The sequence below is a fragment of the Neobacillus sp. MER 74 genome (assembly GCF_023714155.1).
This window is the reverse complement of sequence record NZ_JAMAUV010000013.1, coordinates 57,232-71,155: the sequence shown is the minus strand read 5'-3', so window position 1 is coordinate 71,155 and position 13,924 is coordinate 57,232. Positions and strand designations below refer to the sequence as shown.

The window sequence follows — 13,924 nt, the reverse complement described above, 5'->3', positions numbered from 1 at the left end:
AGAGTCTCCATTTACCGCTACAGCGAAAAAAAGATCCATAACGGTTAATGAAAGAGGTCTCCATTTACCGCTACAGCGAAAAAAGATCCATAAGGGTTAATGAAAGAGGTCTCCATTTACCGCTACAGCGAAAAAAGACCCTCAACGGTAAATGAAAGAGGTCTCCATTTACCGCTACAGCGAAAAAAGACCCTCAACGGTAAATGAAAGGGGTCTCCATTTACCGCTACAAAGAGAAAAGACCCTCAACGGTAAATGAAAAGAGTCTCCATTTACCACTACAACGAAAATGTCGCTCCAACGGTCAATAAAACCATTGGTAATAAGGCACTCAAGCAAAAGCAGAGACTTACTCACCAGACTTAACATATTAGGATTTAGATAATGATGGTGAATGATTTTCTTTTGCTTTCTAAAATGGTCAAGTTTATATTAGAAAGCACAAACATAAAGTAACTTTAAATAAAAACTTTTTACCCCCGTATCTTTTCATCCAACCTAAAACGTTTATAGGGTAGAGAGTGCAAAAGGAGTGAAATCAATGTCACACGAGCTAGAAATTGACTGCATAGATGGAGAGCAAGAAATTGGGTTTGCGGAGGAATTTTGGATGGAGAATTATCCAAAACTTCGACGCTATTGTCATTTTCTCGCCCAAAATGGTTGGGACGGAGACGAAATCGCACAGGAGACGTTTATAAAGGCTCTAAAATATGAAGGCCGCCAGCAAAAGGTGACGAAAGCTTTACTAAACAAGATTGCCTATAATCATTGGATTGATCTGCTTCGAAAAAGAAAAAATGAAACCATAGAGGCTGATCCCGATTTGGCGAATGAAGCTATACTTCATCAATTGGATGCGACCGCAGAAACAGTTGAAATACTCCTCAGAAATTTCACACCCAACCAAGCAATCATCTTTTTGTTAAAAGAAGGGTTTCAATACCAATTGAAGGAAATTGCAGCGATAGTAGATTCTACAGAAATGGCAGTGAAGGCCAATCTTCATCGCGCCAAAAAGCGGCTTGAAAAGGCAAACGAAGAGAGGCAGTTTCATTCAGTGGATTTATTTTGGAATGAGGAAGAAAGGGAGTGGCTATCAGATCTATTTTATGTAGCATTGAAAAATCAAGATCCCACCATCCTCATTCAATCGATTCGTTCGCGATTAATTACCAGTGAAGCCCCTAAACTTGTTTCAGGTAATATATGTACCAAACCTACTTTCACTCCTTCAAGCACTCTCTGTATGGCTGCTTAGCCAAATCGCTTTCAAGGAGGGATTGGAATGAGTACCATTCCATACGTAATTGAACAATCGAATCGCGGGGAACGTTCATATGACATATACTCCAGACTATTAAAGGATCGAATTATCATAATTGGTGATGAAATAAATGAACATACGGCCAATAGTGTCGTGGCCCAATTATTGTTTTTAGCAGCAGATGCACCGGATAAAGAAATTTCACTGTATATCAATAGCCCAGGTGGTTTAACCACTGCGGGTTTCGCCATCTTTGACACGATGCAATACATTAAGCCTGATGTGAGGACGATTTGTACAGGAATGGCTGCTTCTTTCGGGGCGATGCTACTTCTAGCAGGTAAGAAAGGAAAACGTTATGCCTTGCCAAATAGTGAAATTATGATCCATCAGCCATTAGGAGGGGCAAAAGGGCAGGCAACGGAAATTGAAATTTCTGCACGAAGAATCTTAAAGCTCAGAGAGCACATCAACCAAATTATTTCAGAACGGACCGGCCAACCACTTGAAAAAGTAGCAAAGGATACAGATCGAGATTATTTTATGAGTGCCGAGGAAGCGAAAGAATATGGGATTATTGATGAGATTCTCTATCCGAAATGAATTTGAAGTTAGTTTTAAAATTCCGCTAAATTCGGATCTATTACTAGCAAAAACCCAGGTAATAGGTTAATATTTTCCAATAAAAGGTCCTAAGGGGGATGTTGTTTGGAAATAAAAATCGATGATTTAACCGGAACAGATATTGCAAAATTGATAGGTGAACATCTTCACAATATGAAACAGAATTCACCGCCGGAAAGTATCCATGCCCTAAATCTTGATCAATTGTAAAAACCGGAGATTACTTTTTGGAGTGCATGGGAAGGGAAGGAATTACTTGGGTGCGGGGCTTTAAAAGAACTTGATACCAAACATGGGAAATCAAATCAATGCGAACCTCATCCTTGCACCTAAGAAAAGGAGTAGCTAAACAGATGCTCCAACATATTGTTGAAGAAGCAAAAAAGCGCGGAAACAACAGACTAAGTTTAGAAACGGGTTCAATGGATGCTTTTGAGCCCGCTAGGAGGCTCTATGCCAGCTTCGGGTTCCACCATTGTCAACCGTTTTCGGATTATACCGAGGACCCCAATAGCGTATATATGACAATGGAATTATGAGGATGTTGGCAGGAACCGATTATGGATCATGAATTGAAAGAAGTTATTAAAAAATAAATAGAAAAAGGAGTTGATATCCTGACATTGGCAGGTAATCAACTCCTTTTTTATCAACTAGCATAATTGGGCCCAAAATGTCGATCGATCTTCCACGTTATTTTCAATGATGGCGTAGGCAGCATTCGTAATGGCTTGTGAAAGGGTTTTACCGGTAGCATGGATATTATTGAAGCTAGCCTCAGATTCTCCATTAGATGTAAATGTATAGCCATAATCCTTTAATCTTTCAACAATGAGCATGGCATGGTCAAGGTTATGCTCAGGTTGAAAATCAGATTCATGAATGAACATAGCTTTATCATAATCATACCAACGATCCCATCGATTTAACTTCCATCCCAGAATTCTACGTGCAATTGAATCAGTTTTGTTCATATCAGTTACCCCTTCTCTCCCATTTTTAATTTTGGTTTTTCTGTTATGTAACAGATTTTAAATTGTAATTATATTGTATAACACAATAATTGATTTTACTACTATTTATTCGAATTTTTAAAAAATATTTTACTATTGTGATTGCTTATTTGGGCATTATATTTGATGATTAATGTTATAATTTGGATAGTAGAGGGGGTATTTAATGGAAACTTCTAACAAAGATTCAAATCAGTAAAATGCGCCTACTTATATTCATTGGTGTCGTAATCTATCAACTAATCGATTTTTTTTACACAATAAAATAAAAAAAGAGGTGGTCAGTTCACCTCCAAGGATTCGGTCCTTTATTACTTTTCTCGATGCGGGTACATTTGGTGCCATTGCTGCCATGTACCATGTGGATGTTGATGATGCCACTGCTGCCAAGGTACCCAAGGATGTTGTTGGTGCCATTGATGGTGAGTACCATGAGGATATTGGTGATGCCACTGTTGCCAAGGCATATATGGATGTTGTTGGTGCCATTGTTGCCAAGTTCCATGAGGATGTTGGTGATGCCACTGCTCCCAAGGCATAAATTGAGATTGTGATTGACCATGACCGTGAGTCATTCATTTCACCTACTTTATAATAAATTCTATATAGGTTATGCAAAGCATTTTTTTAAGGGTATATTTCTAATGAATTTAGGCAGTATTTCCGAATATTACAACTTGTGTGATATAAAACAAGACTGACCATACTAAGAATATGTGTTCATAAAAAGAACGCACATATTAGATATTAAATCTAACATGTACGTTCTATATTCATCTTTATCGTTTTTTCTTTTTGGAATTATCGACAACAAATTTACTTTTCTTATTAACGACCTCTAAGGTAACTTGAACATGAACATGTAGTTCATCTACATTTTTAACACTGGATACCGTTGCTTTACGCCCTTTAATTTTTAACTCTTCACCTTCGGTTGGTACACGTTGAAGCAGCTGAGTTAATAAAACATTATTGTTTTCAATAAAATGAACAGCGTACATGTTGGTCTCACCTATTTCTTTTGGTATGTGATTCATAAAAATGCTCATATAAAATATATGAGTTAGATGATGAGCACATTACAAAATAAAAAATATTTGAAACGTGTACCTGTTTGGGTCGAATAAGGAAAATCAACATGCATCTTTAAATAGACAGTACGATAACTATGAATTTAGGTAAGTATTAAAAAGATTGGGGGAATTTATATGAGTGGGATTGCAAATACACCAGAACCACCATACTACGCCGTTATTTTTGCTTCACAGCGAACAGAAGGGGATAGGGGGTATGGAAGAATGGCGGACAAAATGGTAGAGTTAGCTTCACAGCAAAAAGGATTCCTAGGTGTAGAGAGTGCGAGGGATGAGCAGTTAGGAATTACGGTTTCCTATTGGGATACCTTAGAATCCATCAAAGAATGGAAGGAAAATGCTGCCCATAAGGTCGCACAAGGAAAAGGAAGAAGGGAATGGTATAAAAACTTTTCTCTCAGAGTATGCTGTGTTGAGAGACATAGCTTTTTCGAAATGTAAATTTCATTTATGTAAATGAGTTAAAGTTAATTTAATAAGTTTCATCTGCCATCGAGGCAGGTGAAACTTAGTTTTTTATTAGACCAATATCTTCACATCTATAATCCTTACAAAACGGACTAAAGATGAATCAATCTTAAACGTGCCTTGGTCATTCTTTACGATATGGTATTTGTTTTGATTCAGCTTTTCAACGACTTCTTGTTCAACATCTTCTTTTTTGACATTAGATTCTTTAATCAATTTTTCAATAATTATCTCGTGATCAAATGTATAACATACTGTATATTCTTTCAAACTAATTACCCTTTCTTTAATTAATATGTAGATATTATTTCTTTTCGACTTTGACTAACCCGCTGCCTAAATTATTCTTATCGAAATAACATATAACGACCTCATGAATTTGTATCTTTTCACCTGAAAGGATGTTCTTAGAAGAAAAAATTATATCTGTTCCGTCCTCACTTTTTCCATAATATTGATTCCCTTTAATTTTAGTAATCTTATATTCTACTGTAGTGTATTTAGATGAAACTTCGTTTTTAGATATTGAATCATTAACAGGAGCTGAAGTATGATTTCTTACTAATACTAAAGCTAATAATATTGATGAGAGCACCAAAAGGATGATTACTCTTTTAAACATTGAATCTCAACCTCCTTCTATGTATTTTAAGAGATAAGCTGGGAAAGTAAATCCTCCTATTTTCCTTAGGTCTTTAGATCTATATAGAAATTCAAGCCCAAACGAAATGTAATTAGTGAGAATAAGATAGGTCACTGAAAAGTAATAAGCTTCAGCACTAGGCAGAAGCTTATTTTACCTTTTTTACATGTATTTCAAATGCTGATCCCCAAAAAAACCCTTCAAAATATATTCTCCATCAGGGACATTCAGTCTTTTATAACCCAGTAAGAACTCTTTATTGTCATAAGGTACTTCTCTAAAAGCAACGGAAACTTCTCCTTGATTACCTATTGTAAGCACAGCATAGGCTGCTAATGGCTGATAATTGCAGCCCAACGAGCTTGGATTGAGATATAGTCGGCCATTGGATTTAAAGTGGTGGATCACGTGATGGTGTCCAAAACAAACGATATCGGCAGTAGATGTACGGTAATGTTCATCAAGCTTTGCTTCGGTTGGTTCTTTATCTAAGGGGATAAACACCTGTTGGTCACTTAAATGGTAATGAACAAAAAACAATTTCTTATCATTGTATACTGCATCTAAAGTCACAGGAATCTCATCTAAAAACGGAATAAACTCCTTGTCAATGTGAGCAGCAATCCATTTATGATGGACTTTCTCTTTCCCTCTGCTATAGGGTTCTTTACCAGCAATGATATCCAGAATCGCTTCATCGTGGTTTCCCATGACAAATGAAATATCAGTACGTGAAGTCAAGAGCCGAAGAACCTCGTTTGTCTCATACCCAATCCCAATCAAATCCCCTAAACAATAAATATGTTCCGTCGTTTGATCCTTATCAATATCATCCAAAACCGCTTTTAAGGCTGAATAATTCCCATGAATATCTGTAATGATAGCTATTTTATGTTCCATTTTTTTATCTCCGTTTTTCATATAGTTTAACTACTTGTATCCAAAAAAATACAAATAATTGAAACCATGTATCTAAGGAGTATTTACGGTCTTTCCCATCCCGACTTTAAAAATCCACCTAAGAATGGGAGGAACGACAAAGTAAATAAAAAGGAGGCGAAAGATTTGATAGCCCGTCACCATGGATAAATCGGCATGGATGACATGCGCGAGAATTCCCATCTGATCCATGCCCCCAGGAGCTAGGGCTAAAAAACTAGTGGCATGGCTAATATGATAAAAACTAACGAGCAGCATACTTAACCCAATGGAGACAAGAATCATAACCATCCCACTTATGAGTGCAAGCGAAATAATTTTTGTTTTATGTTCGAGTTTCTCGGGTTTTAATAATAGCCCAATGTAAGCTCCAATAAATAATTGGGAGGCATCCAGCAAGGATGGGGGTAACGATGGCCCATGTGCCCCAATTAAATTGAAGATGGCTGTTCCTATTATTGGTCCTAATAAATACGGCGTAGGAAAATGAAGTTTTCTAGCAAGTAATGCACAAACCACACAAATCAACCCAAACCAAATAATGGTTGGAAAAAAGGGCCCAGTGGAGACAGCACCACCAGTAACTATGTTAGGAACTGTGTTGGAAGTATTATTAAACAGCGGTCCAAAGATAAGAAAGGGAACAAAGAAAATTATCATTATCAATCGAGCAACTTGGAGAAACGTCACGGTTGTTATGTTAATTCCTTTTAATTCTTCTGCAAATATTATCATTTGAGAAAGCCCGCCAGGAATACTGCCAATCAAGACGGTCGGATAATCGACTCCAGACAGTTTGGATACGACAAAAGCGATTCCAGCACAACAACAAACGAGCAATACCGTCATCAGCAACATAGAAGGCAGTTTTGCCACAATTTCCAGCAGTGCTTCTTTTGAAAACGAGAGACCGATGGAATATCCAACTATAACTAAGCCGGTATCTCGAATCATCCTTGGCCAGTAAAACTGAACTTTTCCGAACCGAGAGCCAATTAATAATGCGGTCATTGGTCCAAGCAGCCATGGAATCGGTGAATGGATGCTGGAAAATAACCCCCCTCCAATTAATGCGGTTACCAATGTTACACAAAAACGAAGCCTTTTATCGTCAATAGTAAATTTCATCAAAGAAGACCCTTCTGTCTAAATAAAATGTTTACTTGTTACGTCCCAAAAATAATTTTATCATGATGTGGAAATTTTATCTAAACTTAAGTAATTTAGGGTTAATCTACACATAATAATGGAGAAGTTATCCAATATATTCTTAAAAGGAGAGGAATATATGAAAGCACCAGTTATATTTGGACTCGGTATTACCTTCATCTTATTCGTCCCACTAGGAATCTATACGAATATCTTCCCGTTTGTCACGATTGGTTTAACAGGCGCGGGTTTATCCTTTATTTTATATAGTTTAAAAATAAAAAACGACTGGAAAGGTTTTAACAGGGTGCAAAAATTACCCATTATTGGTTCATCAGTTGTTTGGATTTATCGTTTAGGTATTCTTGGACTTGGTGCTGTAGCCTTATATAGTGCTTCTTCATTTTGGGCGGATTCACCAGCATACATTAAAAAAAATTACGCAAAAATAGAAGGGATTCCTTCCAAAATTGTTTATGAGAAAGCTACATCCAAAGGTCAAATAGAAGGAACGATTACCGTAATCATCAATAATAAACGACTAAGCATTGCTCCAAATCCACGTTACCCAATCAAAAACAGTGTGGAAGGCCGCCATTTCCTGATAAACTACTTGCCAAACACCGAATGGGTCATGAATTATTCAATTGAATGAATGAAAAAAACTAGGAAAATCACGTACTGTTTCCTAGTTTTTTCGTTCGTTAATTTAATTGTGTCTGGTGAACGACTTCTTTTCGTTTTTCAATGATAATTAATCCACCCAATAACCCTAGAAGGGAGAAAAGTGCAGGGATGATAAAACCATAATGGTAGCCGACACTGATTGCAGATGAATGGAAATGGTCTAATACTTTCCCGAAAATACTTGGTAATAGAACTGCGCTTAAAAATCCACCCATATTGGCAAAACCAGAAACCACTCCGACCTCTTTGATATCAAAAGATTTTCTGACAATCGCAAAGGTTAAGGCACTAGCCCCGTTTCCATATCCAATAACAAAGAAAATAATCGTAAGCATCAGGAGGGGCGGCTTTCCGTTCATGATTAAAAATGACACCCAGGATAAAGCAATAATACAGTGAACAACAACATAAATTCGTTTAATGGAGTCTAAGCGGCTAGAAATCCAGCCAGTTAACGGAGCACCAATAATTGCTCCGATGAGACCGATCATAATCAGCTGACTTGAATCTGAACGAGACAACCCATAAACATGCATCCCATAAGGGACAGCCCAAGAACCAATAAATCCTACATACGTACCAACAGCACCAAAGTGACAAAAGAAGGCGGCCCATGCCTGACGGGTGGTAAAAATGCGGCGTAATAAAACCAGTGTTTTTTCACGAGGTTTCTTAGGCTTATTACTAGTAGTACTTTTCCACGTCATTTTCTTAGGTTTTTTAATAAGCACGATATATAGAAGAACGCTGCAAAGAACCAACATTATTCCTGCTGTTAAAAAAGGTACGCGCCATCCGGATAGCGTTATCCATGACGAAAGGGGCACGGTCGCTAACAAAAAGCCAAAACTTCCAGCCATTCCCGCGACACCCAGTAATCCTACAAATTCTCTTACTTTAAACCATTGACTGAGGATTAAAACTAAATTAACCCATATCGCCGCATCACCCATACCTACCAAAAATCTAGCCAAAAGAAATACGACTTCATGTGAGGCCGTACTATAAATTAATGTACCTATCCCTGTAAGCAGTGCCCCAATCACTAGAAAGAAATTTGGACCAAATCGATCGGACAAGATCCCTACCGGAATTTGTAAGCCAGCATACGCAAAGAATTGAATACTTGCCAATAATCCAATCGTAGAAGCGGTTATGTTAAAATCTTTCATTAATTGGTCGGAAATCAATCCAGGAGCCGTTCGTTGACTCACAATTAATAAATACGTTAATAAGACTGACACAAAAACGACCCATCGATACTTGCTATTTTGTTTTTCCAATGATCTCTACTCCTGTTAGCTATAATTTTTTTATTATACTACATAAATTTGGATTTTTGTCTTTTAAGGTACTGACTTTGTTTAGTGCTACTATTATATTGATATTATTAATTTGGTAGTAAAAAAGTCCTACAATACTAACGCACTAACTTTAATTAGGAAAGGCTCATTTTATCATGAAAATGATGTAAACTCATATACTTAGTTTACACCATTATTAAAGGGGGAATTGGTTCATGAATCAACAAACCTTAATATTGGATTTAGATGACACCTTAATTCATTGCAATAAATATTTTGTAGAATCGAGAAACAGATTTGCAAATGTGATGAAGAAATGGTTTACATCGGTATCAAAGCAAGAAATTCTCGAAAAGCAATCTGAAATTGACATAAAAGGCGTGGAAAAAAACGGCCTGCATTCATCCTTATATACGCAATCCTTAGTGGCAACCTATCGGTATTTTTGCCTAAGATTTGGAAGAAGACTGAAGGGGGCTGAAATTAATCAAATTCAAAAAATTGGTCAAAGTGTTTTTCAACGAAAGGTAAAACCGTTTCCATATATGTATGAAATCCTGGATACCTTACAAGCTGACGGACATCAATTGTTATTATTTACAGGAGGGGATGAAGCAAACCAAAGGAGAAAGATTACTCAATTGAGGTTAACGGATTACTTTGAGGACAGAATCTTTATATTTGAACATAAAAACACCGATTCACTGCAGCAGATTCTAAATAATATCAACACAGATAAAAAGTGTACTTGGATGATTGGAAATTCACTCAAAACGGACATCAAACCGGCGCTTGAACTGGGAATCAATGCGATCCATATACCTGCTGAGATCGAGTGGAGCTATAATATTGTCGATATCGAAATCGAACCAAGCGGGACTTACGCTCAATTAAAATCACTTGTACATTTGCCGGAGTTTATCAGAGAACAAGCATATAATACTGCATTAAATAGGGGAAGGAATTCTGTCAAAGAAATACTGTCAATTTATTTAAATAAAGAGGTTCAAGCCTAAACATTGAAGTAGAGTGGTTTCCTTTCGGGAGCCACTCTTTATTTGTTTAAAAAGTTAATTTGTTAGAATAGTAGTTATGGCTGATTTAGAGTATAATAAACTTATCTATCTTAGTAAGGAGATACCTACATGAGCATTAAACAAAAGTATAATTTTTTTCAACGTTTTGGACGTGCTTTTAAGTTAAATATAATTAAACTGCTCAGGTCTCCTGGTGGAGCCAAAAAAGTATCCTTAGGATTTGCACTTGGCCTTGGCTTAGAAATGTTGGTTCTGTCAACAGGATCACTTATCTATATATTATTTGTTCCAATTGTCCGATTAGCGAAAGGTTCATTACCTGCATCGATTATTGGAAATGTGATCGGAAAATTAACACTGCTCCCGGTTATTCTATTACCTTTTGCAAAAACATTAGGGAAATTTCTATTTCCAATGAAGGTTCATTTCGGGAACCATTCCTCGTTTTCGTTTAAAAAATTAATCCATGGCGATTTTCATACGCTTGTAAGTATCCTTCATGGAGGAATTCATACGTTAATAGGAATGTCCATTTTTGGGTTAATTCTTGGTATTTGTTCTTATTTTATTGTGTATCATTTTTATGAAAAGGAAAAAGCCAAAAGGCAAAAAAGAAGAAGAGATAAACGGGAAGTTCCTCTTAATTCAATCAATCAGAACTATATTTAAGTAGTGTTGCTAGGAAAACGTCTTCAATGGAAGGGGTTTTCTTTTTTAATTTGGACTAATCTTTTCTGGAGAATGTACATATTAATAGTTGAGGTGAAAATTGTGGAAATTTTACATTCGAAATTTGATTTACATACCCATCATGAGCGGTGCGGTCATGCGCGCGGAAAAATACAAGATTATATCGAAGCCGCCATTGAAAGAGGATTAAATGTGATCGGTATCGCTGATCATTCTCCATACTTCAGCAGTGAGGAGGATCAACTCCATCCCAACATCGCCATGGCAAAAAGCGCATTTCCCGAATATATTAATGAAGTCCTTCAATTGAAACAAATCTATAGAGAGAAAATCGACGTGCTGCTTGGGGTAGAGTCTGATTTCTTTCCTGAGTCCGTTGAGATTTACCGCTCCTGTTTTGAGCCGTATCCTTTTGACTACATCATTGGATCTGTTCACTATGTGGACGGAGTAAGTATTTTTAATAAAAAGCGATGGAACGGCTTAACAGAAAAAGAAAAGATCAAGTCGAAAGAAAATTACTACTCGCTGATTGAGCAATCCGCACGAAGTGGTCTGTTTCAAATCCTCGGCCATATTGATGCCATGAAAGGATTTTATCCTGCTTTTTCTTCCATTCAGACAGCTGCGGTTGAACATACCCTAAAAGTGATTGGAGAAAATGATATTGCAATTGAAATCAACACCTCTGGAAAAACCAAGGACGTTGGCGGCTGGTATCCGTCGGACGATATTCTTGAAATGGCTCTACACTATGGTGTGAAAGTAACCTTTGGATCCGATGCCCATGATCCGCATCGAGTGGGGGACGATTTTGATCTAGTTCAGCAGCGTCTCAAGGAAATTGGGTTCAAGGAATGGGTTTATTTTAAGAACAAAGAGAGAATGATTGTTAGGATTTAGACAGCCGGTCGTCGATTTATTCAATAAAACGCCCTTCACATTCATTTAGAAAAATGAATCGTGGCGGGTGTTTTTTTGTTGCTCAAAATTGTCTAGAATTTTGCTTTCCATTATGATGAATAAGGGGGAACCTTAATGTTTGCAATGGAGGAAAAAAATGAAATTCAAAAAACGATTAAAAAGACTCGGACTATTTTTGATTTTATTAATTGTATTTATGTTCTTTAATAATAGCTCTTTATTAACGAAGGATCGTAAGGGTGAGCCATTCTTGCTGGCACATCGTGGGCTTGGCCAAACTTTCACTATGAAAGGGATCGAGTGGGATACATGTACAGCGGAGCGCATTTATAAACCAGAGCATCCCTACTTAGAAAACACGCTTTCCTCGATGAAGGCTGCCTTTGATGACGGTGCTGATCTAGTCGAATTAGATATAAAACCAACAAAAGATGGTCAATTTGCGGTGTTCCATGACGGGACCCTTGAGTGCCGCACAAATGTGAAAGGGTCCACCAAAGACTACACGATGGCAGAACTAAAAAAGCTAGATATTGGTTACGGATATACAGCTGATAATGGTAAGACTTTTCCGTTCCGGGGAAAAGGTGTGGGCTTAATGCCTTCACTTGACGAAGTGATGACTCAATTCCCTGATCAACCCTTTCTGATACATATTAAAAATGCGGATCCAAAAGAGGGGTCGATGCTTGCTGGATTTCTATCAAAACTAGCGGATAAACGTCTTGATCAGCTTACTGTGTATGGTGATGATCAACCAATTGCTGCATTAAAACAAGAGCTTCCAGAACTACGAGTGATGTCTATGGCTACACTAAAAAGCTGTTTGATCCCATATTTAGGAGTGGGATGGACAGGTTATATCCCATCAGCGTGTAAGAACACACAATTACATGTTCCTGAAAAATATGCACCACTTTTATGGGGCTGGCCGAATAAATTCTTAAATCGGATGGATGAAGTAAATACCAGAGTCATAGTGGTCGCAGGTGATGGAGGGTGGTCTGAAGGATTTGATTCAGCGGAAGATCTAAAACGACTTCCAGATCACTTTACTGGAGGCATATGGACGAATCGGATTGATAGAATTGCCCCGTTAGTTAAAGGGGCAGGGCAATAGTCTATGTTAACACAATAAACCGAAGGAAATGAGTCTTCCTTCGGTTTTATACTGAACTTTTTCTAAATTGATGTTTAAATTGATCCATCATTTGCTCTGAAATGGCGGTATACCCAGCCAGGTTTGGATGGACACCATCAGGAGAAAGATTCTGCAGATGTGCCCCGTTTATGACCTTCGTTGTCTCGATGACGATTGACCCGGGGACTTTGTTTGCAGCATCATATATATTAATATTCCACTTCGGGAGCATTTTATCTGCCAATGGATACAATTGGTCATCAGGTGATAATGGATTGTATAATTCTAAAAAAATAATCGTGGCGTTTGGGTTAAGCATGGTTATTTTCGCCGTAATATCTGTTAGATTTTTCGAGAAATTGGTCTTTAATTGGTCGTAGCCTTGAATCACCGAACGAAAATTTTGACCCTTTGCCAGTTGTAGAATATCATTGCCGCCTACATTAATCGTGACAATATCAGACTGCTTGATCGATTCATCAAATCGACCTTCCTGAACCAGGCTGTTTAATTCACTACTGGTAATTCCATTGATTCCTTCGTTTTGTGTGACAATTCTTTTGGAAGTTTGTGCTGCCAATTTGCTAGAAAATAGACTGACAAAATTCTTCTCCTTTGGTGCACCGACTCCGCGAACGATAGAATCGCCAATGGCCAAATGATGAATTTGAGCCATTTTTGCATTACGATAATAATTAAGATAGGAGGTTTGGTTAGAGCTTTTGTTCACCACAACCGAATGTTTTTTCATCTGATGTATTTGATACTGCGGATAATAAATCCACGCAGAAATACTAAGTCCAATGAGCAATATACAAACAAAAAGATATTTTACTAGTTTCATACCATCCACTCCTTGAATATTCTATTATATCAGAATATCAAGTGAAGAAAGTAGAATGTGATTTCCAATAAAAAGGAGGATAATGTCAAATCTCTTTTGA

Annotated in this window: 17 protein-coding genes and 1 pseudogene; 10 read left to right on the top strand and 8 right to left on the bottom strand. The window is 37.3% G+C overall.

Annotation, left to right across the window (positions count from 1 at the left end; genetic code table 11):
* Window positions 1-541 precede the first annotated feature (541 nt).
* The 3 genes and pseudogenes from M3610_RS19400 (at window position 542) to M3610_RS19390 (ending at window position 2,430) form a co-directional block, all read left to right on the top strand.
* Complete coding sequence (locus tag M3610_RS19400) at window positions 542-1,261, top strand: sigma-70 family RNA polymerase sigma factor (RefSeq protein WP_251461521.1); 720 nt, start codon at window positions 542-544, stop codon at window positions 1,259-1,261.
* Window positions 1,262-1,288: 27 nt separating this feature from the next.
* On the top strand, window positions 1,289-1,870 hold the full coding sequence (clpP, locus tag M3610_RS19395) for an ATP-dependent Clp endopeptidase proteolytic subunit ClpP (RefSeq protein ID WP_166260093.1): 582 nt from the start codon (window positions 1,289-1,291) through the stop codon (window positions 1,868-1,870).
* A gap of 105 nt (window positions 1,871-1,975) precedes the next feature.
* Window positions 1,976-2,430 (top strand): annotated as a pseudogene (locus M3610_RS19390) (GNAT family N-acetyltransferase).
* Window positions 2,431-2,544: 114 nt separating this feature from the next.
* Here the strand turns inward: M3610_RS19390 and M3610_RS19385 are convergent.
* Complete coding sequence (locus M3610_RS19385) at window positions 2,545-2,865, bottom strand: BC1872 family protein (RefSeq protein WP_251461519.1); 321 nt, start codon at window positions 2,863-2,865, stop codon at window positions 2,545-2,547.
* A gap of 316 nt (window positions 2,866-3,181) precedes the next feature.
* On the opposite strand from M3610_RS19385, the gene M3610_RS19380 reads away from it, so the two are divergent.
* Window positions 3,182-3,445: a hypothetical protein gene (locus M3610_RS19380; protein ID WP_251461518.1), complete on the top strand. Its 264-nt coding sequence runs from the start codon at window positions 3,182-3,184 to the stop codon at window positions 3,443-3,445.
* Between the two features lie 238 nt (window positions 3,446-3,683).
* Here M3610_RS19380 and M3610_RS19375 read toward each other — a convergent pair whose 3' ends face one another.
* Window positions 3,684-3,905, bottom strand: a complete 222-nt coding sequence (locus tag M3610_RS19375; protein WP_251461516.1) for a hypothetical protein — start codon at window positions 3,903-3,905, stop codon at window positions 3,684-3,686.
* A gap of 207 nt (window positions 3,906-4,112) precedes the next feature.
* Between M3610_RS19375 and M3610_RS19370 the strand changes: the two genes are divergently transcribed.
* Window positions 4,113-4,439 (top strand): antibiotic biosynthesis monooxygenase family protein, encoded by a 327-nt coding sequence (locus M3610_RS19370; RefSeq protein WP_251461514.1) that lies wholly within the window; start codon window positions 4,113-4,115, stop codon window positions 4,437-4,439.
* A gap of 78 nt (window positions 4,440-4,517) precedes the next feature.
* On the opposite strand, the gene M3610_RS19365 is transcribed toward M3610_RS19370, so the two are convergent.
* The 4 genes from M3610_RS19365 to M3610_RS19350 form a co-directional block, all read right to left on the bottom strand.
* Window positions 4,518-4,682: a hypothetical protein gene (locus M3610_RS19365; protein WP_251461512.1), complete on the bottom strand. Its 165-nt coding sequence runs from the start codon at window positions 4,680-4,682 to the stop codon at window positions 4,518-4,520.
* Window positions 4,683-4,770: 88 nt separating this feature from the next.
* Window positions 4,771-5,088, bottom strand: a complete 318-nt coding sequence (locus M3610_RS19360) for a hypothetical protein (RefSeq protein WP_251461510.1) — start codon at window positions 5,086-5,088, stop codon at window positions 4,771-4,773.
* A 183-nt stretch (window positions 5,089-5,271) separates the two neighbouring features.
* Complete coding sequence (locus M3610_RS19355) at window positions 5,272-6,009, bottom strand: metallophosphoesterase family protein (RefSeq protein ID WP_251461508.1); 738 nt, start codon at window positions 6,007-6,009, stop codon at window positions 5,272-5,274.
* Between the two features lie 72 nt (window positions 6,010-6,081).
* Complete coding sequence (locus M3610_RS19350; protein WP_251461607.1) at window positions 6,082-7,176, bottom strand: AbrB family transcriptional regulator; 1,095 nt, start codon at window positions 7,174-7,176, stop codon at window positions 6,082-6,084.
* A 160-nt stretch (window positions 7,177-7,336) separates the two neighbouring features.
* On the opposite strand from M3610_RS19350, the gene M3610_RS19345 reads away from it, so the two are divergent.
* Entirely contained in the window at window positions 7,337-7,852 is a 516-nt protein-coding gene (locus tag M3610_RS19345; protein WP_251461506.1) for a hypothetical protein, read from the top strand.
* A 49-nt stretch (window positions 7,853-7,901) separates the two neighbouring features.
* Here M3610_RS19345 and M3610_RS19340 read toward each other — a convergent pair whose 3' ends face one another.
* Window positions 7,902-9,167, bottom strand: a complete 1,266-nt coding sequence (locus M3610_RS19340) for an MFS transporter (RefSeq protein ID WP_251461504.1) — start codon at window positions 9,165-9,167, stop codon at window positions 7,902-7,904.
* Window positions 9,168-9,403: 236 nt separating this feature from the next.
* Here M3610_RS19340 and M3610_RS19335 point away from each other — a divergent pair, with 236 nt between their 5' ends.
* From M3610_RS19335 to M3610_RS19320, 4 genes are all read left to right on the top strand, one after another.
* Entirely contained in the window at window positions 9,404-10,204 is an 801-nt protein-coding gene (locus tag M3610_RS19335; RefSeq protein WP_251461502.1) for an HAD family hydrolase, read from the top strand.
* A 129-nt stretch (window positions 10,205-10,333) separates the two neighbouring features.
* Entirely contained in the window at window positions 10,334-10,894 is a 561-nt protein-coding gene (locus M3610_RS19330; protein ID WP_098575413.1) for a DUF2062 domain-containing protein, read from the top strand.
* 102 nt (window positions 10,895-10,996) lie between these two features.
* Window positions 10,997-11,818 carry a histidinol-phosphatase gene (locus M3610_RS19325; protein ID WP_251461501.1) on the top strand — a complete coding sequence of 274 codons (822 nt, stop codon included), beginning with the start codon at window positions 10,997-10,999 and terminating at the stop codon, window positions 11,816-11,818.
* Window positions 11,819-11,975: 157 nt separating this feature from the next.
* The gene (locus M3610_RS19320; protein ID WP_251461500.1) at window positions 11,976-12,959 is read left to right on the top strand and encodes a glycerophosphodiester phosphodiesterase family protein; all 984 of its coding nucleotides are present in this window, start codon (window positions 11,976-11,978) and stop codon (window positions 12,957-12,959) included.
* 46 nt (window positions 12,960-13,005) lie between these two features.
* Here M3610_RS19320 and M3610_RS19315 read toward each other — a convergent pair whose 3' ends face one another.
* A complete protein-coding gene (locus M3610_RS19315) occupies window positions 13,006-13,824 on the bottom strand; it encodes an SGNH/GDSL hydrolase family protein (protein ID WP_251461499.1) in 819 nt (272 codons plus the stop codon).
* Window positions 13,825-13,924: the final 100 nt, after the last annotated feature.